The sequence below is a fragment of the Alphaproteobacteria bacterium genome, assembly GCA_015231795.1.
Taxonomy (GTDB): Bacteria; Pseudomonadota; Alphaproteobacteria; order Rhodospirillales; family WMHbin7; genus WMHbin7.
In genome coordinates, this window is record JADGAX010000005.1 from 194,316 (window position 1) to 218,845 (window position 24,530).

25 protein-coding genes are annotated in these 24,530 nt (G+C 61.4%); 21 read left to right on the forward strand and 4 right to left on the reverse strand.

What is annotated here, in order from left to right; genetic code table 11:
* Positions 1–5: 5 nt before the first annotated feature.
* The 4 genes from HQL44_12350 (at position 6) to HQL44_12365 (ending at position 2,168) form a co-directional block, all read left to right on the forward strand.
* Positions 6–389, forward strand: coding sequence for a MerR family DNA-binding transcriptional regulator (locus tag HQL44_12350; GenBank protein ID MBF0269370.1), 384 nt, complete (start codon positions 6–8; stop codon positions 387–389).
* A 162-nt stretch (positions 390–551) separates the two neighbouring features.
* Positions 552–1,025 carry an acyl-CoA thioesterase gene (locus HQL44_12355; GenBank protein ID MBF0269371.1) on the forward strand — a complete coding sequence of 158 codons (474 nt, stop codon included), beginning with the start codon at positions 552–554 and terminating at the stop codon, positions 1,023–1,025.
* Positions 1,022–1,483 carry a PaaI family thioesterase gene (locus HQL44_12360; protein ID MBF0269372.1) on the forward strand — a complete coding sequence of 154 codons (462 nt, stop codon included), beginning with the start codon at positions 1,022–1,024 and terminating at the stop codon, positions 1,481–1,483. Before HQL44_12355 ends, HQL44_12360 begins: the two co-directional genes overlap by 4 nt.
* Positions 1,484–1,517: 34 nt before the next feature.
* A complete protein-coding gene (locus HQL44_12365) occupies positions 1,518–2,168 on the forward strand; it encodes a hypothetical protein (GenBank protein ID MBF0269373.1) in 651 nt (216 codons plus the stop codon).
* A gap of 61 nt (positions 2,169–2,229) precedes the next feature.
* On the opposite strand, the gene HQL44_12370 is transcribed toward HQL44_12365, so the two are convergent.
* Positions 2,230–5,064: an EAL domain-containing protein gene (locus HQL44_12370; protein MBF0269374.1), complete on the reverse strand. Its 2,835-nt coding sequence runs from the start codon at positions 5,062–5,064 to the stop codon at positions 2,230–2,232.
* Between the two features lie 511 nt (positions 5,065–5,575).
* Between HQL44_12370 and HQL44_12375 the strand changes: the two genes are divergently transcribed.
* The 12 genes from HQL44_12375 to HQL44_12430 all read left to right on the forward strand — a co-directional run bounded on the left by HQL44_12375 (position 5,576) and on the right by HQL44_12430 (position 17,724).
* Positions 5,576–6,748 carry an isovaleryl-CoA dehydrogenase gene (locus HQL44_12375; protein MBF0269375.1) on the forward strand — a complete coding sequence of 391 codons (1,173 nt, stop codon included), beginning with the start codon at positions 5,576–5,578 and terminating at the stop codon, positions 6,746–6,748.
* Positions 6,749–6,835: 87 nt separating this feature from the next.
* On the forward strand, positions 6,836–8,023 hold the full coding sequence (locus HQL44_12380; protein ID MBF0269376.1) for an acetyl-CoA C-acyltransferase: 1,188 nt from the start codon (positions 6,836–6,838) through the stop codon (positions 8,021–8,023).
* The gene (locus tag HQL44_12385; protein ID MBF0269377.1) at positions 8,023–8,403 is read left to right on the forward strand and encodes a RidA family protein; all 381 of its coding nucleotides are present in this window, start codon (positions 8,023–8,025) and stop codon (positions 8,401–8,403) included. Before HQL44_12380 ends, HQL44_12385 begins: the two co-directional genes overlap by 1 nt.
* A gap of 6 nt (positions 8,404–8,409) precedes the next feature.
* A complete protein-coding gene (locus HQL44_12390; GenBank protein ID MBF0269378.1) occupies positions 8,410–9,087 on the forward strand; it encodes an SDR family oxidoreductase in 678 nt (225 codons plus the stop codon).
* On the forward strand, positions 9,081–9,710 hold the full coding sequence (locus tag HQL44_12395; protein MBF0269379.1) for a carbonic anhydrase: 630 nt from the start codon (positions 9,081–9,083) through the stop codon (positions 9,708–9,710). Before HQL44_12390 ends, HQL44_12395 begins: the two co-directional genes overlap by 7 nt.
* Positions 9,707–10,846 carry an acyl-CoA dehydrogenase family protein gene (locus HQL44_12400; protein ID MBF0269380.1) on the forward strand — a complete coding sequence of 380 codons (1,140 nt, stop codon included), beginning with the start codon at positions 9,707–9,709 and terminating at the stop codon, positions 10,844–10,846. Before HQL44_12395 ends, HQL44_12400 begins: the two co-directional genes overlap by 4 nt.
* Before the next feature lie 5 nt (positions 10,847–10,851).
* Entirely contained in the window at positions 10,852–11,457 is a 606-nt protein-coding gene (locus HQL44_12405; protein MBF0269381.1) for a 2-hydroxychromene-2-carboxylate isomerase, read from the forward strand.
* A gap of 1 nt (position 11,458) precedes the next feature.
* Positions 11,459–13,066, forward strand: a complete 1,608-nt coding sequence (locus HQL44_12410; protein MBF0269382.1) for a methylcrotonoyl-CoA carboxylase — start codon at positions 11,459–11,461, stop codon at positions 13,064–13,066.
* 2 nt (positions 13,067–13,068) lie between these two features.
* A complete protein-coding gene (locus tag HQL44_12415; GenBank protein ID MBF0269383.1) occupies positions 13,069–13,851 on the forward strand; it encodes an enoyl-CoA hydratase/isomerase family protein in 783 nt (260 codons plus the stop codon).
* Complete coding sequence (locus HQL44_12420; protein ID MBF0269384.1) at positions 13,842–14,804, forward strand: hypothetical protein; 963 nt, start codon at positions 13,842–13,844, stop codon at positions 14,802–14,804. Before HQL44_12415 ends, HQL44_12420 begins: the two co-directional genes overlap by 10 nt.
* A 3-nt stretch (positions 14,805–14,807) precedes the next feature.
* Entirely contained in the window at positions 14,808–16,814 is a 2,007-nt protein-coding gene (locus tag HQL44_12425) for an acetyl/propionyl/methylcrotonyl-CoA carboxylase subunit alpha (protein ID MBF0269385.1), read from the forward strand.
* 4 nt (positions 16,815–16,818) lie between these two features.
* Positions 16,819–17,724: a hydroxymethylglutaryl-CoA lyase gene (locus HQL44_12430; protein ID MBF0269386.1), complete on the forward strand. Its 906-nt coding sequence runs from the start codon at positions 16,819–16,821 to the stop codon at positions 17,722–17,724.
* Here the strand turns inward: HQL44_12430 and HQL44_12435 are convergent.
* Positions 17,708–18,337 carry a TerC family protein gene (locus HQL44_12435; protein ID MBF0269387.1) on the reverse strand — a complete coding sequence of 210 codons (630 nt, stop codon included), beginning with the start codon at positions 18,335–18,337 and terminating at the stop codon, positions 17,708–17,710. The two genes, HQL44_12430 and HQL44_12435, sit on opposite strands and share 17 nt — an antisense overlap.
* Before the next feature lie 83 nt (positions 18,338–18,420).
* Here HQL44_12435 and HQL44_12440 point away from each other — a divergent pair, with 83 nt between their 5' ends.
* From HQL44_12440 to rpmB, 5 genes are all read left to right on the forward strand, one after another.
* Positions 18,421–19,407: a hypothetical protein gene (locus HQL44_12440; protein ID MBF0269388.1), complete on the forward strand. Its 987-nt coding sequence runs from the start codon at positions 18,421–18,423 to the stop codon at positions 19,405–19,407.
* Complete coding sequence (locus HQL44_12445) at positions 19,404–19,706, forward strand: hypothetical protein (GenBank protein MBF0269389.1); 303 nt, start codon at positions 19,404–19,406, stop codon at positions 19,704–19,706. The genes HQL44_12440 and HQL44_12445 overlap by 4 nt, the downstream gene beginning before the upstream one ends.
* Positions 19,703–20,689, forward strand: coding sequence for a methylmalonyl Co-A mutase-associated GTPase MeaB (gene meaB / locus HQL44_12450; protein ID MBF0269390.1), 987 nt, complete (start codon positions 19,703–19,705; stop codon positions 20,687–20,689). Before HQL44_12445 ends, meaB begins: the two co-directional genes overlap by 4 nt.
* An 89-nt stretch (positions 20,690–20,778) precedes the next feature.
* Positions 20,779–21,339, forward strand: coding sequence for a protein phosphatase CheZ (locus HQL44_12455; protein MBF0269391.1), 561 nt, complete (start codon positions 20,779–20,781; stop codon positions 21,337–21,339).
* Positions 21,340–21,434: 95 nt separating this feature from the next.
* Entirely contained in the window at positions 21,435–21,728 is a 294-nt protein-coding gene (gene rpmB / locus HQL44_12460; GenBank protein MBF0269392.1) for a 50S ribosomal protein L28, read from the forward strand.
* Between the two features lie 74 nt (positions 21,729–21,802).
* Here rpmB and HQL44_12465 read toward each other — a convergent pair whose 3' ends face one another.
* Complete coding sequence (locus HQL44_12465) at positions 21,803–23,062, reverse strand: insulinase family protein (GenBank protein MBF0269393.1); 1,260 nt, start codon at positions 23,060–23,062, stop codon at positions 21,803–21,805.
* Complete coding sequence (locus HQL44_12470; GenBank protein MBF0269394.1) at positions 23,059–24,453, reverse strand: threonine synthase; 1,395 nt, start codon at positions 24,451–24,453, stop codon at positions 23,059–23,061. Before HQL44_12470 ends, HQL44_12465 begins: the two co-directional genes overlap by 4 nt.
* Between the last annotated feature and the right edge of the window lie 77 nt (positions 24,454–24,530).

Consider the following 24,530-nt stretch of genomic DNA (forward strand, 5'->3'; position numbering starts at 1 on the left):
TCGCCATGACAACGCATTTCACCATCAGCGATCTGGCCCGCGAATTCAACATCACCACCCGGGCCATCCGCTTTTACGAAGATGAGGGGCTGATCTCGCCCAAACGCGACGGCCAGAAGCGCTTGTACACGCAGCGCGACCGCGTGCGCTTGATGCTGATCCTGCGCGGGCGCAGGCTGGGCTTCTCGCTGAAGGAAATCGCGGAGATCATCGATCTATATGATCGCGAACCGGGCGAGCAGGGACAGCTTCGCCTCTTCCTGGCCAAGATCGCCGAGCGCCGCCAGATGCTCAAGCAGCAGCAGGAAGACATCAAGCAAACCCTATCCGAGTTGGATCAGGTGGAAGCCAATGTCCAGCGCCGCCTGGGCGAATTGCAGCAACACTGACCATATTTCGGCCAACCCGGCACGAGGTCGTGAACCGCTCCAACGCATCGGGTTCGCGTCCTCTGATCAGTAATTGACGTTTACGTAAACGTAATGTATGCTGGCGGCAAGCTGGGAAATTCCGGCAAGCATTAGGCTACGTTCATCTGGGAGGTGCGCGACATGGCTAAAACCGTAAAGACCGCGACGGCAAAGCAGAAGGCAAGGGCCAAGCCCTCGTCCGCACCCACGTCCCTGCCCATCACTTACAAAGGCTGCGTCTATCCCTGGCATTGCGACCATGTCGGGCATATGAACGTTATGCACTATGTCGGCAAGTTCGACGAGGCGACATGGAACTTTTTCGCCGATCTGGGCATGACGCCCGCCTATTTCCGCGACCATCATTGCGGCATGGCCGCCGTCCAGCAGAACATCACCTACAAGCGCGAACTGATGGCGGGCGACGTGGTTGAAATCAGCACGCGCCTGATCGAGCTGCGCGAACGCGTCATCCGTTTCGAGCATGTGATGATCGAGCGCGGCAGCGGCGAGGTGGCCGCCATCTGCGATCTGACCGGCGTGCATCTGGACAGGCGCGCCCGCAAATCGATACCTTTCCCCCCTGAAATCCTCTCTAAGGCAAAAGCGCCATGAGCAAAACCGACTTCCAACCCGCCGACGATCAGTTCGCTTCGCGCGTGCAAGGCAGTTTCGCGCGCCAGGGCGTCATGTCCTTCATGGGCGCCACGCTTCCGGTGATCGAACCCGGCTATTGCGAAATTCATCTTCCCTACAAACCCGAGTTAAGCCAGCAGCATGGTTTCTTTCATGGCGGCGTCATCGGCATGATCGCCGATTCAGCCGCCGGTTACGCAGGCTATAGCCTGATGGCGTCCGACGCAGGCGTGCTGACCATCGAATACAAGATGAATATCGTAGCCCCTGGCGACGGCGAGTTGCTGATCGCCGAGGGCACGGTGATCAAGCCGGGGCGCACCATCACGGTGACCAGGGCCGATGTTTTCGCCGTCAAGCACCGCAAGCGCAAACTATGCGCCACCATGCTGCAAACGCTGGCGGTGCGCACGGGAATTCCAGAGTTTTTGGGGTAATTGTAAATTTAAACCGGTTTGATAGCATAGGAAAATGTATCGCACCGACATCTCTCGAAGAGACGCGAAGGCCCTGATTTATTTCGTGGCATGGTTCACCTTGAGTGTATCCTGGTATGTCCATTGGATGATTCAGGTTGGCGTTAGCGTCTTCTTCCTTTATTCGATTGCGGGGAGGCTTCTGCCGAACAGAAACTTTTTTTTAACTGATGAAAGAAACCTTTTTTTCTCTTTCTCGAGAAGATCAACGATGGCGCTCAGCGTCAGCCTTATTGCAGCCATTCCTGTCGCGCAGATCGAAAGCTCAAGCAACGCGCTTCTTACTGGTTTTGACATTAACTCTATAGTCAACAGCCGCTCGCTGTTCATGATTTTGCAGAACCTAGCGAACGATCCAGAATTCCTTCAAGGCAATATGTTCCTGCCCAGAAGCTTTCTGTTTGCCCTAATAAGCAGCTTTTTGCTTGCCCATTATGCACTTAATGCCAGAAGCTATGTTTATGCGCCAAAACCCAGGTGGATGCTCTTGGCCCTCGTGGTGATTTTACCTACTTCACTCATCATGTTTGCCGCCGGGGCGACGATGCGTGACTACCTGCCCCTAGCTCTAAACATCGTCATTATACACATGGCTATTTCATCCGCCATGTACTGGCTGATTTTCCCGTTTCGATCTCGGCTTTGACAGCGCTTACGGAGATGGCGGTGCGCACGGGGATGCCAGAGTTTTTGGGGTAAGGTGGCGCTCAAACCTGCGGCTTGGCGTGGGTCCAGCCGTCGATCAGTTCTTGGAAATCCTTGCCGGGAATGGGGCGGCTGTACAACCAGCCCTGCGCGATATGACAGCCGGACAGCCTTAGGAACTCGCGCTGGCCGTGGGTTTCCACCCCTTCGCCCACCACCTTCAGGCTCATGCTGTTGGCCATGGCGATGATCGACTTGACGAGGTCGGCATCGCCCTCATTGTCGCCCAGGTCCTTGATGAAGGAGCGGTCGATCTTCAAGGTGTCGAAGGGGAAACGGCGCAGATAGCTGATCGACGAGAAGCCGGTTCCGAAATCGTCGATGGCAAAACCCACGCCCAGGGATTCCAGCTCCTGGATGATCGACAGCGTTTCCTGGGTATGTTCCAACAACACGCTTTCGGTCAGTTCCAGTTCGAGGCAAGCGGGCGGCAGGCCGCTGTCTCTTAGCGATGAACGCACGGTATCGACCAGCGTGCGCTTCTGGAATTGCTTGCCCGAGATGTTGACGGCTACGAAAATCTCATGGTCGGGACGTTGCCAACTGGCAGCGTCGCGGCAAGCCGTGCGCAAGACCCATGCGCCAATGGACAAGATCAGCCCGGTCTCCTCGGCCAGGGGAATGAACTGTTCGGGCGACACCTCGCCCAGCACCGGATTGCTCCAGCGCAACAGCGCTTCGGCGCCGACCAGACGCCCCGTGCCACTATCGACCAGCGGCTGATAGTGCACCTTCATCTCGTTGCGCTCGATGGCATGACGCAACTGCGATTCCATGCGCATATGTTCCAGCGCGCGCGCGTTCATTTCCGGCGTGAAATAGCGGAAGACGCCCTTGCCTTCGCGCTTGGAGCGATACATGGCGGCGTCGGCGTTGCGCATCAGCAAGATGGGGTCGCGCTCGTCGTCGGGAAAGATGGCGATGCCGATGCTGCCCGCGATGTAGGCCTCGTGACCGCCGACATCGAAGGGCTGGTTGCAGACGGTCAGAATTTTTTCCGCCACCACCTCGGCGCTGCTTATGTCGGTCAGGTCGGGCAACAACAGCACGAATTCGTCGCCGCCGAGGCGGGCCACCGTATCGCCTTCGCGCAGGCAGTCAACCAAGCGCAGCGCCGCCTCTTTCAGCAGCAGGTCGCCCGCCGCATGGCCCAGCGTATCGTTGACCTTCTTGAAATCGTCGAGATCGAGCAGCATCAGCGCCACCTTGCGGTTATAGCGCTGGGCTTGGGCGATCGCCTGCTTCAAGCGATCCATGGCCAGAATGCGGTTGGGCAGGCCGGTCAGCGCGTCGTAATTGGCCTGGCGAACCAGACGTTCCTCGTATTCCTTGCGGATCGAGATGTCTTCCTTGACCGAGATGTAATGCGTGATGGCGCCTGAATTGTCGCGGATCGGCGAAATGATGGCGTGCTGCCAGAACAGGCTGCCGTCCTTCTTGCGGTTCATCAATTCGCCGCGCCATTCCTTGCCCGCCGTAATGGTTTCCCAGAGCGACTCGTACAGGGCGGCGGGCGTGCGCCCCGACTTCAAGATGCTGGGCTTCTTGCCGATCACTTCCTTGGAGGCGTAACCCGTGACCTGCGAGAAGCGGGGATTGACGTATTGGATGATCCCCTCGGCATCGGTGATGACGACGTCGGCCGGGCTTTGCTCGACCGCCTGCGACAGATGGCGCAGTTTTTCTTCCGACTGTTTGCGCTTGCTGATGTCGCGCGCCGCCACCGAGAAGAAATTGCGCCCCGCCTCGCGCCAGCGGCCGACCGAGAATTCGACGGGAAACTCCTCGCCGTTCTTGCGCAAGCCATGCGCCTCGATGGGTTTGCCGGTGAAATTGTGCCGCCCCCTGTCCTTGGCCATTCTTTTGACCCAGGCGGCATTGATGGCGTGGTAGCGCTCGGGGATCAGCCGACTGAGAGGCGACCCCAGGATTTCGTCTTGGCGAAATCCGTACACCGCCTCGGCGCCCTCGTTCCATGAGACGATGCGGCCTTCCTCGTCGAAGGCAATCAGGGCGTCGGGGGTCGAGCGCGCGAAGGCCAGGAAATGATCCTTGGCCGCTTGGCTTGCCGCCTCGGCCTGCTTGCGGGCGCTAATGTCGCGCCACACCGACTGCATGGCGCGGTGGCCGCCATAGGTGGTCATGCCCATGGTCGATTCCACCTCGACCTGTCCGCCATCCAGACGCACGAGGCGCATCTCGACCAGCGGCAACTGTTCGCCCCTGGCCAGCAGCTTCAAGCGCTTGGCGACCAGATCGTGACAGGCCGGATCGATGATCTCGATGATCGAGCGCCCGATCAGGTCGGTCGGCGTGGGCGCGCCCATCATGATCTGGGCCTGGCGGTTGGCGTAAACGATGGTGCCGCCCTGATGAACCAGAATGGCGTCGGGCGCCAGTTCGACCAGACGGCGGAAACGCTCTTCGCTTTCCCGCAGCCTTACCTCGGCGTTGCGTCGCTCGGAAATGTCGGTATAGGTGGTGATGAAGCCGCCGCCGGGCAGCGGACTGCCCTGAATTTCCAGGACGCGCCCGTCAGGCGTCGTGCGCTCGACCGTGTGCGCCTCGAACTTTCTGGCCCGCTCGACGCGAAACCGGACCTCGGTCTCAATGTCGCAATCGCCATATTCGCCATGTTCGGCATTGTAGCGGATGAAGGTTTCGAACGGCGTGCCCGGCTGCGCCAAGCCTGGCGGAAACTTGTACAGCTTCAAGAATTGGGTGTTGAAATATACCATATTGAGATCGGCGTCGAAGACGCTGATACCCACATCAAGCTGATCAAGACTGTTTCTCAGCAAAGCCGTAGTGCCCGAATCCAATGCCAGAACGCTCAACGAAAGGCCTTCCCACAGTGCGTTTTTTAATTGTTTTAGTTTTTCATTTCCTTGATCTGATCAGGCAATTCGGCAGACCGGAAATTTGTGGACGAATAATGAAGAATGCATGACTCCTTGGCAAGAACATTGAGAGATTTTGACAAGATTCGACCTATGGGCGACGCTGCATTGCGAAAATGCCGACGAAAGGAATGGGGCGCGCGCCGCTCGCATTCGTCGAAGGGTTCGATGTCGGCTTGATTCAGATTTCGCCATTCGCCTTTAAGCAAGGCGAGGCAATGACGATGATCGAATGGCCTTGACGAAGGTCATCATCTGGGTTCGGGCGCCCATTGTCCCGCCAAGGATGACGCAATTCTCGCCACTGGATTTCACGCTCCTTTATTTAATTGACGTTTACGTAAACGTCATCTATTTTCCAGGCGACGCTGGGCCGCCCCCTGGCTTAGCCTTGCGCCAAAGCCTGCTTGCCGCAGAAAAACAAGCGCCAGAACCAGAGGAAACCGACATGATCCCCAACGCCTATCCCAGCTTGAATTTCCATCTTGGCGAAGATGTCGACATGCTGCGCCAGTCGGTCGCCGATTTCGCCCAGGACCGCATCGCGCCCCTGGCCGCCGAGATCGACCGTTCGAACGAATTTCCCATGCATCTGTGGAAGGAACTGGGCGAGTTGGGCGTGCATGGCATTACGGTGGAAGAAGCCTATGGCGGCGCGGGAATGTCTTACCTGGCCCATGTGGTGGCGATGGAGGAAATCAGCCGCGCATCGGCCTCGGTCGGCCTGTCCTACGGCGCGCATTCCAACTTGTGCATCAACCAGATCCGACGCAACGGCAATGAAGAGCAGAAAAGGAAATATCTGCCCAAACTGATCTCGGGCGAGCATGTGGGCGCCCTGGCGATGAGCGAGCCGGGGGCGGGTTCCGACGTCGTCTCGATGCGGCTGAAGGCCGAGAAGAAGGGTGACCGCTACATCCTGAACGGCACCAAATTCTGGATCACCAATGGTCCCGACGCCGACGTGCTGGTGGTTTACGCCAAAACCGACCCCGCCGCCGGTTCGAAAGGCATCACCACCTTCCTGGTCGAAAAGGGATTCAAGGGCTTTTCCGTGGCCCAGAAGCTGGACAAGCTGGGCATGCGCGGCTCCAACACCGGCGAATTGGTGTTCCAAGATTGCGAAGTGCCCGAGGAAAACGTGTTGAACGCCATCGGCAAGGGCGTCAACGTCTTGATGAGCGGCCTGGATTACGAACGCGCCGTGCTGGCGGGTGGGCCTTTGGGCATCATGCAGGCCTGCATGGATGTGGTGGTGCCTTATGTGCATGAAAGAAAGCAGTTTGGCGAACCCATCGGCAACTTCCAGCTGATGCAGGGCAAGCTGGCCGACATGTACACCACGCTCAATGCCTGCAAGGCCTACGTCTATGCCGTTGCCCGGGCCTGCGATCTGGGCGAGACCACCAGGAAGGACGCCGCCGGGGCCATCCTCTATTCCGCCGAAAGGGCCACCTGGATGGCGCTGGAGGCCATTCAGACCCTGGGCGGCAACGGCTATATCAACGATTATCCCACCGGCAGGCTGCTTCGTGACGCCAAATTGTATGAAATCGGGGCGGGCACCAGCGAGATCAGGCGCATGCTGATCGGGCGCGAACTGTTCAACGAGACGGCTTGAGCTTGCCGATAGGCGTAAAGATTTCTATTGTCGCGCAAAATGAGGCGCTCTTGATGAGCGCCTCCCGATAAACAGGAGCAACGCACCATGTCATCCGATCCCATCGTCATCGTAGGCAGCGCCAGGACCCCCATGGGCGGCTTTCAAGGCGACCTGAAGGACGTGACCGCCCCGCATCTGGGCGCGGCCGCCATCCGGGCCGCCGTGCAGCGGGCCGGGATTAAGCCCGAAGACGTCGAGGAAGTGATCATGGGCCTGTGCCTGTTCGCAGGACTGGGCCAAGCGCCGTCGCGCCAGGCGTCGCGCTTTGCAGGCCTGCCCGACAGTGCTGGCTGCACCACCATTTCCAAAATGTGCGGCTCGGCCATGAAGGCCACCATGCTGGCCAACGATCTGTTGATCGCCGGGACCAACAAGGTGATGGTGGCGGGCGGCATGGAAAGCATGACCAATGCGCCTTACATCCTGGAAAAGGCCCGCTCGGGCTATCGCATGGGTCATGGCAAAATCTATGACCACATGTTCCTGGACGGGCTTGAAGACGCCTATGACAAGGGCCGCCTGATGGGCACCTTCGCCGAGGACACCGCCCAGGCCTATCAATTCACCCGCGAAGCCCAGGACGATTTCGCCATCGCCTCGACCAAGCGCGCCCAGAAGGCGATCACGGAAGGCTGGTTCGACGCCGAAGTGACGCCGTTGAGCGTGAAGGCGGGCAAAAGCGAAACCATCGTCTCCAAGGACGAGCAGCCCCTGAAGGCCAAGCTGGACAAGATTGCCAGTTTAAAGCCCGCTTTCCGCGAAGGCGGCACGGTGACGGCGGCCAATTCATCGTCGATCTCGGACGGCGGCGCTGCGCTGGTTCTCATGCGCCGCAGCGAAGCGGACAAGCGCGGCTGCAAGCCGATTGCCGTCATCAAGGGCCACGCCACCTTTTCCCAGGCCCCGGCCTGGTTCACCACCGCCCCGGTCGGCGCCATGAAGACCCTGCTGGAAAAAGTGAACTGGCAGGCCAAGGATGTCGATCTGTTCGAAATCAACGAGGCCTTCGCCGTGGTGACCATGTGCGCCATGAAGGATCTCGACATTCCCCACGACAAGGTGAACGTGCATGGCGGCGCTTGCGCGCTTGGCCACCCGGTGGGCGCATCGGGCGCCAGAATCATCGTAACCCTGCTTGCCGCGCTTCAGAAATACGGCCTTAAGAAAGGCGTGGCGTCCTTGTGTATCGGCGGAGGTGAGGCCACCGCCATGGCTTTGGAGCTTGCAAACTGATGACTCGTACCCTTATTTCCTCCGGCTCGCCCTTCGAAGAAGTCATGGGCTATTCGCGCGCCGTCGTCGACGGCAACTGGATCTTCGTGGCCGGCACGTCGGGTTTCGCCAACGGCCAGATCGCCGACGACGTGGTGGAACAAGCCGAAACCGCCTTTGCGACCATTGCGGCGGCCCTGGCCAAGGCGGGCGCCACGCTCGACGACGCGGTGCGTGTGGTTGTCTATCTGACCGACGTCGCCTATTTCGAGAAAGTGGCGCCGGTACTGGGCAAGCATCTCAAAGTCTCCAAGCCCGCCAACTCCACCGTCATCGTGGCCGCCCTGGTCGATCCCCGCATGAAAGTGGAGATCGAAATCACCGCGCTGAAACGGGGATAGGCCCGCTTGCCAACGGTCTTCATCACGGGATCAAACCGGGGCTTGGGGCTTGAATTCGCCCGCCAGTACGCGCATGCGGGCTGGCGGGTGATCGCCACCTGCCGCGATCCCGGCTGTTCGGCCAAATTATCGGGCCTGCCCGGCGTCGAGATCCATGCGCTGGACGTCACCGATTACGGCTGGATCAAGGTGCTGGCCGACAAGCTGAAGGACAAGCCCATCGACCTGATGCTGTGCAACGCCGCCCAGTTTGGGGGCGATCAGGAATTCGGCGCGGTGGATGTCGATGACTTTGCAGAAACGCTGAATGTGAATGTCATAGCCCCCATGATGCTGGCCCAGGCCTTCAGGCCGCATGTGGCGGCCAGTCAGGGGCGCGTGATGGCCTTTCTGTCCAGCCGCATGGGATCGATCGCCGACAATGCGTCCGGGGGGTTTTACATTTACCGGGCGTCAAAAGCCGCCCTCAACGCCCTCGTAAAATCGCTGTCGGTCGATCTTGAATCTTCAGGTATCGTGTCCCTGGCCTTGCATCCGGGCTGGGTGAAAACCGACATGGGGGGAGAGGCGGCACCTCTTTCTCCTGGCGAAAGCATCAGCGGTCTGCGCAAAGTGCTCGGCCAAGTGACAAGCCAGCATTCCGGCAAGTTCCTAAGCTATAACGGCGAGGAGATTCCATGGTGAGCCCAACGCAGATCGACCGACTGATCGCCGGATTCAAGAGCTTCAAGGCCACCTATTACGAACAACGGCCCGAACGTTTCCAAAGTCTGGTCGAGCGTGGGCAGAATCCCAGAACCCTGGTCATCGCCTGTTCGGACTCGCGCGCCGATCCCGCCATTTTGACCAATTCGGAACCGGGCGAGTTGTTCGTCATCCGCAACGTAGCCAGCTTGGTCCCTCCCTATCAACCGGAAGGACGCATGCTGGGCACCAGCTCGGCCATCGAATTCGCAGTGCGCGACCTGGCCGTGCGCCATATCGTGGTGCTGGGCCATTCCAATTGCGGCGGCATCGAAGCGCTTCAGCGCATCGCCAAGGGCGAAGAACCGCAGCGCGAATTTCTGGCCAATTGGGTGTCGATCGCCTGCGAGGCGTCGAATTGCAAGGACAAGAGCGTCGGCGACGCCAACGAGATCGGCCGTCAGGCGGTCGTGGTGTCCTTGACCAATCTGAAGACCTTTCCCTGGATCGCCGAACCGCACGCCAAAAAGGAACTGTCCTTGCACGGCTGGTGGTTCGACATGGGCAAGGGGGCTTTGTGGGCCTACAACGAGTTCAAGGGAGCCTTCGAGGTTCTGGCATGAAATTGTCCGAACAGCAAAACATGATCCGCGACATGGCGCGCAGTTTCGCGCAGGAGAAGCTGGCGCCTTTTTCGGCCAGCTGGGACAAGGAAAGCCGCTATCCCGCCGAAGCCATCGCCGAGATGGGAGCGCTTGGCCTGATGGGCATGCTGCTGCCCGAGGCGTGGGGCGGAGCCGAGGCCGATCACGTATCTTACGCCCTGGCGCTGGAAGAGATCGCGGCGGGCGACGCTTCTTGCTCCACCATCATGAGCGTCCATAATTCCGTGGGTTGCATGCCCATCTACAAATTCGGAACCGAAGAACAGAAGAAACGGTTTCTGCCCGAGATGGCGACCGGCGCAAAGATCGGCATTTTCGCGCTGACCGAGCCACAAGCTGGGTCGGACGCCGCCAACCTGAAGACCAGGGCCGTCAAGGACGGCAATTCCGGCTACATCCTAAACGGCACAAAGCAGTTCATCACGTCGGGTCGCAACGGCCAAGTGATGATCGCCTTCGCCGTCACCGACCCGACGGCGGGCAAGAAGGGAATCACCGCCTTTATCGTGCCCACCGACACACCGGGCTATAAAGTGTGGCGGGTCGAGGAGAAGATGGGCCAGCACGCATCGGACACTTGCCAAGTCTTGTTCGAAGATATGCGCCTGCCCGTGGATTTGCGCCTGGGCCAAGAGGGCGAGGGATACAAGATCGCGCTGTCCAACCTGGAAGGCGGGCGGATCGGCATCGCCTCGCAGTCGGTGGGCATGGCCAAGGCGGCGCTGGAAACCGCAATCGCCTACGCCAAGGAGCGCACCGCATTCGGCAAACCCATCGCCCAACACCAAGCCGTGGGTTTCCGGCTGTCCAACATGGCCACGCAGATCGAAGCGGCCAGGCATCTGGTGCTGGAAGCCGCCCGCCTGCGCGACGAGGGGCTGCCTTGCCTCAAGGAAGCCAGCATGGCCAAGCTGTTCGCCAGCGAAATGGCCGAGCGCGTGGTCTCGGACGCCATCCAGACCCTGGGCGGCTATGGATACCTTTCCGACTTTCCGCTCGAGCGCTTGTACCGCGACGCGCGGGTGACGCAGATTTACGAGGGCACCAGCGACGTCCAGCGCATGGTCATCGCCCGCGCTCTGCTGGAGGAATAAGGAACATGCCGGGTCCCATCGATTTCTATTTCGACTTCTCCTCGCCCTATGGCTATTTCGCCCGCCATGGGGTTGAAGCGTTCGCCGCCAGGACGGGACGCGCCATCGTTTGGAAACCGATCATGATCGGGGCCGCCTTCAAGGCGTCGGGCAATCAGCCCCTGATGAGCCAGCCCTTGAAAGGGCCTTATTGCGTGCGCGACTGGGCCAGGCTGTCTCGCCTGTACAATGTGCCCTGGACCTTGCCCGATCCGTTTCCCATCGCGGCCCTGGCCGCCACGCGCGCCTTTTACTGGATCGAAGCGGAACAGGGATCGGCGCTGGCGCGCAATTTCGCCATGGCGGTTTTCGACGCCTATTTCGGCAAGGGCATCGACATTTCAAAACCCGAGACGGTGGCCGATCTCGGGCAGATGCACGGCATTCCCCGCGCCCAATTGCTGGCCGCCATCGAGGACGCAAGCTGGAAAAACAAGGTGCGCGAGGAGACCGACAAGGCGATTGGGCTGGGCGTTTTCGGATCGCCCTTCTTCATTGTGGACCAGGAGCCCTTCTGGGGCTTCGACCGCATTCCGATGATGGAAGAATGGATCAGGCGCAAAGGCTGGTAAGATGACGGTACTGAAATCCGCCCTCAATCCTCGCGATCCGGAATTCAAGGCCAACCTGTCGGCCATGCAGGCCCTGTCCGCCGATCTGCGCGCCAAGGTCGCCGAGGTCAAGCTGGGCGGCGGCGAGGGACCGCGCAAAAAGCACCTGGAACGCGGCAAGCTGTTGCCCCGCGAGCGCATCCGCCAACTGCTGGATATGGGATCGCCCTTTCTGGAATTCTCGCAACTGGCCGCCTATGGGATGTATGATGGCACCATCGCGGGCGGCGGCATCATCACCGGCATCGGGCGCATCCAGGGCAATGAATGCGTCATCGTCGCCAACGACGCCACGGTCAAGGGCGGCACCTATTACCCGCTGACCGTGAAAAAGCATTTGCGCGCCCAGGAAATCGCGCTCGAGAACAATCTGCCTTGCGTCTATCTGGTCGAATCGGGCGGCGCCAACCTGCCCAATCAGGACGGCGTCTTTCCCGACCGCGACCACTTCGGACGCATCTTCTACAATCAAGCCAATATGAGCGCGGCGCGCATCCCCCAGATCGCCGTCGTGCTGGGCAGTTGCACGGCGGGCGGGGCCTATGTGCCCGCCATGAGCGACGAAGCGGTGATCGTGAAGAATCAGGGCACCATCTTTCTGGGCGGCCCGCCTTTGGTCAAGGCCGCCACCGGCGACGTGGTGACGCCCGAGGAACTGGGCGGCGCCGACATTCATTGCCGCATCTCGGGCGTTGCCGACCATTACGCCGAGGACGACGCGCACGCCATGGCCATCGCCAGGCGGATCATGGGAACGCTGAACCGCGGCAAGCAGCTTTCCTTGCGGCTGCGCGAACCCGCTCCGCCCCTCTACGATCCGGCCGAGATCGGCGGCATCGTTCCCACCGACCCCAAGAAGCCCTATGACGTCCGTGAAGTGATCGCCCGCTTGGTCGATGGGTCGGAATTCGACGAGTTCAAGCGCCTGTACGGCGCAACGCTGGTTTGCGGCTTCGCGCATCTGATGGGCTATCCGGTCGGCATTGTCGCCAACAACGGCATCTTGTTTTCGGAAAGCGCCCAAAAGGGCGCGCATTTCGTGGAATTGTGCGCCCAGCGCGGCATCCCCTTGCTGTTTTTGCAAAACATCACCGGCTTCATGGTGGGCAAGCGCTACGAAGCGGGCGGCATCGCCAAGGACGGCGCCAAGATGGTGACCGCCGTCGCCTGCGCGCGTGTGCCGCGCATCACCATGATCATGGGCGGCAGCTTCGGAGCGGGCAATTACGCCATGTGCGGACGCGCCTACAGCCCCCGTTTTTTGTGGCTGTGGCCCAATGCGCGGGTCTCGGTGATGGGCGGCGAACAGGCGGCCAGCGTGCTGGCGCAGGTGAAACGCGACGGCATGGAAGCCAAGGGACAAAGTTGGAGCAAGGAAGAGGAAGAGTCCTTCCGCGCCCCCATCCGCGAGCAGTACGAGACGCAGGGCCATCCCTATTACGCATCTGCCCGCTTATGGGATGACGGCATCATCGATCCCGCCGACTCACGCATGGTGCTGGCCCTGTCGCTGTCGGCGGCCTTGAACGCGCCCATTCCCCCCACCCAATTCGGCGTCTTTCGGATGTAGCCATGAGCGATACTCTTCTTGTCAGCATCCAGAATGGCCGGGCCGACGTGACCTTGAATCGCCCGGAAATCCACAACGCCTTCGACGAGGCGCTGATCGCCGAGCTGACCGAACTGTTGACGCGCCTGGGCCGTGACGACGCCGTGCGCGCGGTGGTGCTGTCCGGTTCGGGCAAAAGTTTTTCGGCGGGCGGCGATCTGAACTGGATGAAGCGCTTTGCCAATTACTCGTTCGAGCAGAATGTCGAAGACGCCAAGGCGCTGGCCCTGGTCATGCAAACGCTGGACGAATTGCCCAAGCCCACCATCGCCCGCGTGCAGGGTGCGGCCTATGGCGGCGGGGTCGGGCTGGTGGCTTGCTGCGACATCGCCGTGGCCGTTCCTTCCGCCTCCTTTTGCCTGTCCGAGGTCAAGCTGGGCATCATTCCCGCCGTGATCTCGCCCTATGTCATCGCCGCCATGGGGGCCAGGGCCGCCAGGCGCTATTTCCTGACCGCCGAACGTTTCGACGGCGTCGAAGCTCACCGGCTGGGATTGGTGCATGAACTGGCCGACAACGAGGAACAATTGGACAAGGCGGTCGACAGGCTGGTCGCCACCCTGGCCGCCAACGGCCCCCAGGCCATCGCAAGTTCGAAGGATTTGATCCGCGCGGTGGCGCAGCGCCCCATCACGCAGGACGTGCGCCTGGACACGGCGCGCAGGATCGCCGAGCGTCGCGCCAGCGCCGAGGGAAAAGAAGGCGTCGGCGCCTTTCTCGAGAAACGAAAGCCAACATGGCAATGATCCAGGAAGACGGCAACCGTTCCCTGACTTGGCGCGGCTACGCAGCCGCCTGGGCCATCAACGCCGCCACCATGGCGCCGCTGTGGATTTGGATGGACGGACGGTACGGCCTGCTGAAAAGCCTGTTCTTCGCCCTGTTCTTCGCCTACGCCTACGCCATCAAGCGCAACATGATCGATGTCGCCGTCTTTTCCCTGATCATGACCGGGCTTCAGCTCTTCTCGCGCCAGGTGGTCAATTATCACCAGTTGGTCGTCGACGCCAATCCCCTGGAACTGGCGACCTTGGCCGGGCACTCTGCCCTGACCCTAAGCTCTGCCTGGCTGATGAGCTGGCTGTTCGATCTTCGGGGAACGCCCGGACCCACCTATACCCGCCTGGCCGCCTATTATATGATCTTTTACATGGGCCAGTTCATCTTGCACGCCCTGTTCGTGATGGTTTCGACGGGCTTGGCGATCTCGCCCTACCACTTTGCGCAATTCCTATTGGTCCTGCTTATGCCCTTGCTGGTCTGGCGGCCGGGCGCTCTGGCCGTGCATGCCCTTAGCCAGCATGTCGCCCTGTTCAGATCGGGCGCTTCTTGGAAGCGCCGCTTTCGCGACTTCGACAATACGCGCGCCGTGGTGTTCTCGTGCTTGGCCCTGTTCACGGCCAGCGTGGTGTGGTTCGGCTTCGTCCATTACGCCATCGGCAAGTTGGGGTTGTCCGCCTATTACACCATCCCGGCGGGCTGCCCATCCTTGCCCAGCCTCGGCGACTTCATGACGCATTCCCTATCGGCCAGTCTGGGCCTGGACGATAGTTGCACGGCATCCGCCTCGCTCTTGTCGCGGATCGCCGATTATCTGCAAGTGATCATCTCGCTGTTCTTGTTTCTCGTGCTGGTCCAGGCGCTGGCCCTGGCCTTCAGCGCGCCGGGACCGGACCAGCCCCCGGAAAGGCCGGAATAGACCATGCGCTTCGATACCCTCCTGATCGCCAACCGCGGCGAAATCGCCACACGAATCATCCGCACGGCAAGGCGCATGGGCCTTCGCTCGGTCGCCGTCTATTCCGACGCCGACAAACACGCCTTGCATGTCGAGATGGCCGACATGGCCGTGCATATTGGCCCGCCACCGGCGCGAGAAAGCTACCTGTCCGTCGACGCCATCTTGCAAGCGGCGCGCGCATCGGGCGCTCAAGCCATCCATCCCGGCTACGGATTTTTAAGCGAAAACGCCGACTTCGCCGAGGCCGCGATAAAGGCGGGGCTGGCATTCGTGGGTCCGACGCCGCACGCCATGCGCGCCATGGGGTCTAAATCGGAATCGAAGCGCCTGATGGCCAAGGCGGGCGTGCCTTTGGTGCCCGGCTATCATGGCACCGACCAAAGCAACGCCGCCATCGAGCGGGAAGCCGGGCGCATCGGCTTTCCCGTGCTGATCAAGGCCTCGGCCGGCGGCGGCGGCAAGGGCATGCGCATCGTGACCCAGCAAAGCGAACTTGAACCCGCCATCGCCTCGGCAAGGCGCGAGGCTAAGGCGTCTTTCGGCGACGATACGCTGCTGGTCGAAAAATATCTGTCCCGCCCGCGTCATGTCGAGATTCAGGTCTTCGCGGATATGCAGGGCAATGCCGTCTACCTGTTCGAGCGCGATTGCTCGCTGCAGCGCCGCCATCAAAAGGTGATCGAGGAAGCGCCCGCCCCCGGCCTTGATCCAGCGCTGCGCGCCCGCATGGGTGAGGCGGCAGTGGCGGCGGCCAAGGCCGTCGGCTATCTGGGCGCTGGAACGGTCGAGTTCCTGCTGGACGAAGACGGCGGCTTTTATTTCATCGAAATGAACACGCGCCTGCAGGTCGAACATCCGGTGACCGAGATGATCACCGGCCTTGATCTGGTGGAATGGCAATTGCGCGTCGCCATGGGCGAGGCCCTGCCCCGAAACCAAAGTCAGTTGTCGATCAATGGCCATGCCTTCGAGGCCCGCATCTATGCCGAAGATCCGGCGCGCGATTTTCTGCCCGCCACCGGCAGGCTGCTTCATTGGCGTCCGCCCGTCGAATCGCCCCATGTGCGGGTGGATAGCGGCGTGCGGGCTGGCGACGACATCGGCATCCATTACGATCCCATGCTGGCCAAGCTGATCGTCTGGGACGAAGACCGCGCCAAGGCCCTGGCACGCCTGCAATCGGCGCTGTCCGATTTCGAAGTGGCGGGGCTGGTCACCAATCTCGACTTTCTGTCCAATGTCGCCGCCCATCCGGCTTTCGCCGAAACAGCCGTCGATACCGGCTTTCTTGACCGCGAGCAGGGCGCCCTGTCGTCCAAGCCTTCGCAGGCCCCCGAGACCATCCTGGCCCTGGCCGCCATCGGCGTCATGCTGGACAGGGACGAAGAGGCCAAGGCGCAGGCCAAGCTGTCTTGCGATCCTTACTCGCCTTGGCATTCGGCCATCGGCTGGCGCATGAACGACGACAATCACCACGACCTCATTTTCATGGATGGCGAGAAGGACCAGAAGGTCACGGTGCATTACCGCAAACAGGGATGGCAGATCGACTTGCCGTCCGGCGCGTCCATGGCGGCGAGCGCCCAGCGCCAAGACGACGGCTCGCTGATGGCCGATCTGGACGGATATCGCCTTAACGCAAGGCTGGTGCGCGAGGGTCAACACCTGATCTTGTTTGCACAGGGCAAGGCCTATCATCTTGACCTGTTCGATCCCATGAGCCTGGCGGCGGGACGCGAAGCGCAAGGCGGCAGCCTGACCGCTCCCATGCCCGGCAAGGTCACCGCCGTGCATGTCAAACCCGGCGACGCCGTCCTGCTGGGCCAGCCTTTGATGATTCTGGAAGCGATGAAGATGGAGCACACCATCAAGGCGCCCATCGACGGCGTTGTGGCGTCCGTGCATTTCGCGCCCGGCGATCAGGCCAGCGACGGCGACGTGCTGATCGCATTCGTGCAAGAGGAATGATCCGATGCGCCTGCCCAGCCATGTCCGCCTTGTCGAGGTCGGCCCGCGCGATGGGCTGCAGAACGAAGCCGATCTTGTTGGCGTCGAAGATCGCGTGGCGTTGATCGACGAATTGACCGCCGCAGGCCTGCCCGCCATCGAAGTGGGCAGTTTTGTCTCGCCAAAATGGGTGCCGCAAATGGCAAGCACCGATCTGGTTCTGGCCAACATCATCCAAAGAACCGGCACCTCCTATCCGGTGCTGACGCCCAATCTGCAAGGCTTCGAGGCGGCCATGAAGGCGGGCGCTAAGGAAGTCGCCATTTTTGCATCCGCCAGCGAGGCCTTTTCGCAAAAGAACATCAATTGTTCGATTGCCGAAAGCCTGGAACGTTTCCGCCCCCTCTGCGCCAAGGCCCAGGAAAGGAACGTCAAGGTGCGCGGCTACGTGTCTTGCGTGTTGGGCTGCCCTCATGACGGCGCGGTCGAACCGGTTCGGGTGGCCGACGTGGCCGAGCAGCTTTTCAAGATGGGCTGCTACGAGATATCGCTGGGCGACACGATCGGCACGGGAACGCCGGGGAAGGCCCAGGCGATGGTCAGCGAAACGGCGAGGCGCATTCCCCAGGCGTCGCTTGCCGCCCATTTTCACGACACTTACGGCCAGGCGCTGGCCAATCTGCTGGCCGTGATGGAGGTGGGCGTCAGCACCATCGATTGCTCGATCGCGGGTCTGGGCGGCTGCCCCTACGCCAAGGGCGCTTCCGGCAATGTGGCGACCGAAGACGTTCTTTACATGCTGAACGGTCTGGGCATCGATACCGGCGTGGAGATGGAGCTTCTGCTCGTCGCCTCGCGCTTTGTCTCGGAAAAATTGGGGCGTCCCCTGGCCTCGAAGGTCGCCCGCGCCTTGCTTACAGCCGAGCCATAACCTCGAGCGATCCGTCCCAGATCATCTTGACGGAGACCAGCAAGATGACGACCAGTCCGGCATAGGCGATCCAGTGGTGGCGCTGCAGCAGCTTGGCGACGTAACTTGCCGCCAGCCCCATCAAGGCCACCGATAGCGCCAGACCGATAACCATGATTACCGGATGATCCATGGCCGCCCCCGCCACCGCCAGCACATTGTCCAGCGACATCGAGACGTCGGCCACCACGATCTGAATGACCGACTCCTTGAAACTTTTCTGGTTCTTGGCGCAATAGTCGGCGCCTTCCAGGGCGGCCTCGCCCTCGGCCTCTTCCTGATGGGCGTTGCTTCTGATCTCGCGCCACAGCTTCCAGGAAACCCACAGCAACAGAATGCCGCCCGCCACCATCAGCCCCACGATCTGCAAAAGCTGCGAGGTGAAGACGGCGAATATGATGCGCAGCAGGGCCGCCGCCCCGATCCCGATCAGGATGGCCTTGCGCCGCTGCTGGGCGGGCAGGCCCGCCGCCGCCATGCCGACGACGATGGCGTTGTCGCCCGCCAGCGCGATGTCGATCAGCACCACCGAGGCCAGCGCCACCAATTCGGAGAGAAAGGGGATTTCGATCATGGCCCCGTTCATGCCTTCTGCCCGTCGGCCTGTCAAGCCGCACCATTCCAAAAATCCGTTTTCTGATCTATAGTTGCGTCAAGATGATTGAAGGTTTCGTTCTTTTGCTGTCGGCTTTGGTCTCGGGCGCTTGGCTTTTGGGCGCCGGCGCCTATATCGACGGCCATATCGGCTGGGAAAATCTCGCCCATCAGCACCCGACCGAGTTGGCGGCCCTGATGGCGGGCATCTTCGCGCCCCTGGCCCTGCTGTGGCTGCTGGCAGCCTATTTCCGCCAATCCAGCGCCCAGCGCCAATTGGCCTTCGCCCTCAAGCAATTGCATTGGCAGGCCCGCAAGTCGGCCGAACAGACCGAAACCATCGTTCGCGCCCTGGCCGAAACCCAGGACCGCGAGCGCCAAGCGGCGGCGCTGGACATCATCAACCGCGGCTTGGCCGATCTGCAGGCCCTGGCCGCCCAATTGGCCCTGTCGCTGGGCAGGCTGAACCAGGACGACATGCCCGATTTGTGGCGCATGACGCGGGCAGGCGACCGTTTCGCCTTTTTCCGCCTTCTGCTGGGCAATCCGTCCGATCCCCAGGCCGCCGCCTCTGAACTGGCCGCCCGCTTGACGGCCGTGCCTGCCCTAAAGCCCATGATCGCCGATTTCGTTCAATTGCAGGAACGTCTTGCCGACTTCGCCGCCAAGCGCGCCATCGATCCCTTGTTGCGCGAGGGGCTTGAGCTTGGCCCGCCCGCCAAGCTGCATGCCCTGCTGATGACGGCGTTACGCAACCAACCGGCGGCGATGCCGTCCAGAAACCCGCTGGCGGAAAGCACCAATCCCAGCGCGGCCTATACCGCCCATCAAGTGGCCAAGGTGCTGTGGCCCGAAGGCGCCGTCCCGCCACCCTTGTCGCCATCCCAGCCCGCCAATAGCCCGACTGAGGCGGCCCCCTGGCCGGAAAGCCCGGCGGTCGCTTCCCAACAAGCGGCCCGCCCTGAAGCCGGGGATCAAGTCCCGTCCAGCGCCAATGTCATGCCCTTCAGCCCGCTGGCTCCGGGCTTTCCCAGAAATCCAGGGCCATGAGCAGCTTGGTCGGCGATTTCCTGAAGCGGCTGTTCTTGCCGCCTCCCAAGCCGGTCGAGGCCAAGCTGCCCGACAATCTGGAACTGAAGGGCGCGCCCAAGCCGAAAACCATGACGCCCGAGCGCCAAGCCCTGATCGACGACGCCTTGAAGATCTATCGCTCCAAGCAAAGCCTGTTGGACGAACTGCCCCCCATCCAGCGCGAAGCCCTCGTCTACATGGCGCTCAAAACCTTCTTCAACGCTCCGATTGATGGCGCGGCCAAGCCGGGCGCCAAGAAACCGGCCAAGCCATCATGAAAACCGATGTCGCGCATCTGGCCGAACGGGTGAAAAGCGGCGAACGGCGATCGCTGGCGCGCGCCATTACCCTGGTCGAATCGACAAGGCCCGACCATCGCGACCAAGCCGTCGATCTTCTGGAGCGTCTGCTGCCCTTTACCGGAAAATCGGTGCGCCTAGGCATTACCGGCGTGCCGGGTGCGGGTAAATCGACCTTCATCGAAGCCTTCGGTCTGTATCTGGCGAGTCGGGGCCATCGGCTGGCCGTGCTGGCCGTCGACCCGTCAAGCCCGCGTTCCGGCGGCTCGATCCTGGGTGACAAGACGCGCATGGAAAAATTGTCGCGCCACCCCGACTGTTTCATCCGCCCCTCGCCCTCCGGCGGCGGCTTGGGCGGCGTGGCCAGGCGCAGCCGCGAAGCCATGCTGGTCTGCGAGGCGGCGGGCTTCGACGTGGTGATCGTGGAAACCGTGGGGGTCGGTCAGTCGGAAACCGCCGTCTCGGAAATGACCGACATGTTTTTGCTGCTGCTGGTGCCGGGCGGCGGCGACGAGTTGCAAGGCATCAAGAAGGGCGTGGTCGAGCTGGCCGACGCCCTGCTGGTCAACAAGGCCGATGGCGATCTGGCCCAGGCAGCCCTTAGGACATGCCGCGACTATGCCAGCGCCCTTCACCTGCTGACCCCGGCCCATCCAGGCTGGCAGCCGCCGGTTCTCAATATCTCGGCCCTGGAAGGCAGAGGCATGGACGAAACCTGGGCGGCCATCGAGGCCTACCGCAAGATCCTGGGCGAAGGCGGATTGGCGCAAAAACGCTCGACGCAGGCGCTGTCTTGGATGTGGCGCGCCATCGAAGACGGGCTGAAAGAACGGTTTCGCGGCCATCCGGCCATTGCCGCCCGCCTGGGGGCGTTGGAAAGCCAAGTGGCCCAGGGCCGCCAAAGCCCCGCCCAGGGCGCCGAGGCGTTGTTGGCCGCCTTCTTCGCCCAGACAACAGCCTAAAAATAATGCGTTTATTTTTCTTAGGACTGCCTCTTTCCTTTCCACGGCTCCGAGGCTAGTCTGGCACGGCCTAGAGGGGACCTTAAAGAATGCTCAAAGAGCCAGATGCCGACGTCCTGAAGCGCGAATTCGTGCGCCTGTTCGGACATATTCAGAAAATTCGCCTGGAATTGGCGGCCCTGGGTCCAGCCAGCGCCGGAGAAGACCATTTCGGCGGCATGGCCGATCAGTTGGACGCCATCGTCCAGGCCACGGAAGAGGCCACCAACTCCATCATGGGCGCCATGGAAGTCATGGAGACCAATCTGACCACCTTGAAGGAGCAGGCCGCGGGCGAAGAAGCCCAGCGCCTGATCGCCGGAACCGAGGACGAAATCGGCAAAGTGTACGAGGCCTGTTCGTTCCAGGACATCACCGGCCAGCGCATCACCAAGGTGGTGAAGTCGATGAAATTCATCGAAGAGCGCATTTCGAGCATGCTGGGCATGTGGCGTCCCGACGAGTTGAAGGAAGTGGCCGGGGCCGTCAAGAAAGAGCTGACCGAGGAGCAAAAACTGTTGAATGGTCCGCAGCTTAAGGGCCAGGGCGTCAATCAGGCCGATGTCGACAAGCTGTTCAGCCAGGACGATATCGATAAGTTATTTGGTTAACGGTCGCCCGTTCCCTTTTTGCCCCCTTGACGCCCACCCCCTGGTCGCGTAGAAACCCGCCTTCTCATTCGTTTCAAGGTTCAGGAGCAGATATCATGTCCCGTCGTTGCGCCATCACCGGAAAAGGCGTTCTGGCCGGCAATAATGTCAGCCACGCCAACAACAAGACGCGCCGCCGCTATCTGCCGAATCTTCAGGAAACCGCCACCTACAGCGAAATCCTGGGCAGCATGGTCAAGCTGCGCGTGTCGATGCAGGGCCTGCGCACCATCGAGCACAATGGCGGCCTGGACGCCTATCTGCTGGGCACCCCCAACACCCGCCTGACCGCCGACTCCTTGAAGGTCAAGCGTCAGCTCGAGAAGGCCAAGGCCGCCAAGGCCGCCTAATCTTCTGACCTGCCAGAAATGCAAAAGGTCGGGGAAACCCGGCCTTTTGTCGTTTCGGTTGTTCGCAAGACGTCCTAAACCTTCAGTCTCGCTGCGATGGACTCGAAACTTTCCAGCTTGGACAAGGGTCCCAGCGCCGCCAGGGTGGGGCGGCTTGACAGCAGTCGTTTGGCGGCGCGGGCCACCGAGGCGGCGTCCACCGCCTCGATCTTCTCCACCACTTCCGACGGCGGAATCGGTCTGCCAAACACCTGCATCTGACGGGCCAGCACTTCGCACCGGGCAGATGTGCTTTCCAAGCTCATCAGCACGCTGGCCTTCAACTGGGCGCGGGCGCGCGCCAATTCCTGGGCCTCTACCGGCTCGCACATCTTGACCAGTTCGGCGCACAGCACGGGCATCAATTCGCCCAGCCGCTGTGGGTCGGTTCCGGCATAGATCGAGAACAGTCCGCCATCGACATAGGACGTGGTGTGCGCGAAGACGGAATAGGCCAGCCCTCGCTTTTCGCGCACTTCTTGAAACAGGCGCGACGACATGCCGCCGCCCAGCAGCGTCGCCAGCACGGAAATGGCGTAATAGTCAGGATCGGCGTAATCGATGCCCGACAAGCCCAGCACGACATGCGCCTGTTCAAGTTCGCGCTCGGCCCGATGCTCGCCGCCCGCATATTTGGCTACATCGGCCTGCACCGGCGCCGCGCCGCCCACCTTGTCGAACTGGCTGGCCACCAGGTCCGCCAGGGCTTCGTGATTGACGTTGCCAGCCGCCGCCACCAGCAGGCGGGGCGGGCCGTAATTGGCGCGCATATAGCCTTCGATGGCGTCGCGGCTTAATCCCTTGACGATCTCTTCCGTGCCCAGCACCGGACGGCCCAGCCCTTGATCGGGAAAGGCGGCGGCCTGGAAATGATCGAAGATGATGTCGTCGGGCGTATCTTCGGCCTGGCCGATTTCCTGCACCACCACATCGCGCTCGCGGGCCAGTTCGTCCTCGGCGAAGACCGAGTTCTGCAAGATGTCGGAAATGATGTCGAGCGCCAGCGCCGCGTCTTCCTTCAGCACCTTGGCGTAATAAGCCGTATGTTCGCGCGACGTATAGGCGTTCAGATGGCCGCCGACATTCTCGATCTCTTCGGCGATCGCCAGCGCCGAACGCTTGCGGGTGCCCTTGAAGGCCATATGTTCCAGCATATGGGCCACGCCGTTGATCTCGGGCGCTTCGTGGCGGGTGCCCGCCTCCACCCACACGCCAAGCGTGGCGGTCTCCACCTTGTCCATGCGGTCGGTCACCAGCCGCAGGCCCGGTCTGACTTCCTGGATGCGCACGCTCATGGCGTCACACGGGCGCGGATCAGGTCCTGAACGGCCTTAAGATCGTTGGGCGCCGTTTCATAGCGCTCCTTGCGGCTGTGCAGATCGGCCAAACGCTTGGGCAGCGCCGGACGCTGGCCGATGGCCGCCTCGATGGCGTCGGGAAACTTGGCGGGATGCGCGGTAGCAAGGCTTACCAGAACCGAGCGCTTGTAGTCGTGACATTCAAGACCGGCGGCAACGCCGATGGCGCTGTGCGGATCGAAGATTTCGCCGGTCAATTTGAAAAGCCCCTTGATGGCCGCCTTGGTGGCCGCGTCGTCGAAACGCCGTCCTTCGAACAAATCGCGGATGGCTCTCATGGGCTTGGCCGACAAGCGGTATTCGCCGTCGGCGCGAAAGCCGCTCATCAGTTTTTCCACGGCGCTTCCATTGCGCCCCATGGCCAGAAAGAGCAGCCGCTCGAAATTCGATGACACCTGAATATCCATGCTGGGACTTAAAGTGGGGACCACATCGCCCATTGTCATCGCGCCGGTGCTCAAAAAGCGGGTCAGGATGTCATTGGCGTTCGAACCCACCACCAGACGATCGATGGGCAACCCCATCTTCCTGGCCGCATAGCCCGCGAAGACATTGCCGAAATTGCCGGTCGGCACTGCGAAGGTAAAGCCGCGATCTGGCGCGCCCAGGGCCACGCCGGCGGCCATGTAATAGGCGATCTGCGCCATGATTCTGGCCCAGTTGATCGAATTGACCGCCGACAGTTTCATGGAATCGCGAAAGGCCTGATCGTTGAACATGGCCTTCACCAAATCCTGGCAATCGTCGAAACTGCCCTCGATGGCGATATTGTGGACGTTGGGTTCCGCTACCGTCGTCATCTGGCGGCGTTGCACTTCGGAAACGCGCCCTTTCGGGTGCAAGATGACGATGTCGAGCGAGGCCCGGCCCCGGCAGGCTTCGATGGCCGCCGATCCCGTATCGCCCGAGGTGGCGCCCACGATGCACACCCGTTCGCCGCGCTTGGTCAGCACATGGTCGAACAGGCGGCCTAAAAGCTGCAGCGCGAAATCCTTAAAGGCCAGGGTTGGGCCGTGGAACAGTTCCATCACCCATTGATTGCGCCCGATCTGTCGCAAGGGCGCCACGGCCGCATGATCGAAAACGGCGTAGGTTTCGGCGCACATCGCGACAAGTTCGGCCTGTTTGAGCGAGCGGCCCACGAAGGGCTGCATGACCCGGGCGGCCAGTTCGGCGTAGGACAGGCCCCGCATGGCCTTCAGATCGGCCTTGGTGAAGGTTGGCCAGCTTTCGGGCACATACAACCCGCCATCGCGGGCCAGACCGGCCAGCAGGACGTCTTCGAACTTCAAGGCCGGCGCCCGACCCCTTGTGCTGATATAGCGCAACGCCATCGTCTCCTGAACGAAAAGGTCCCGGACAATAGCCCGCTGACGCTGGACTGCCAAGAACCTGATGTTAGAGT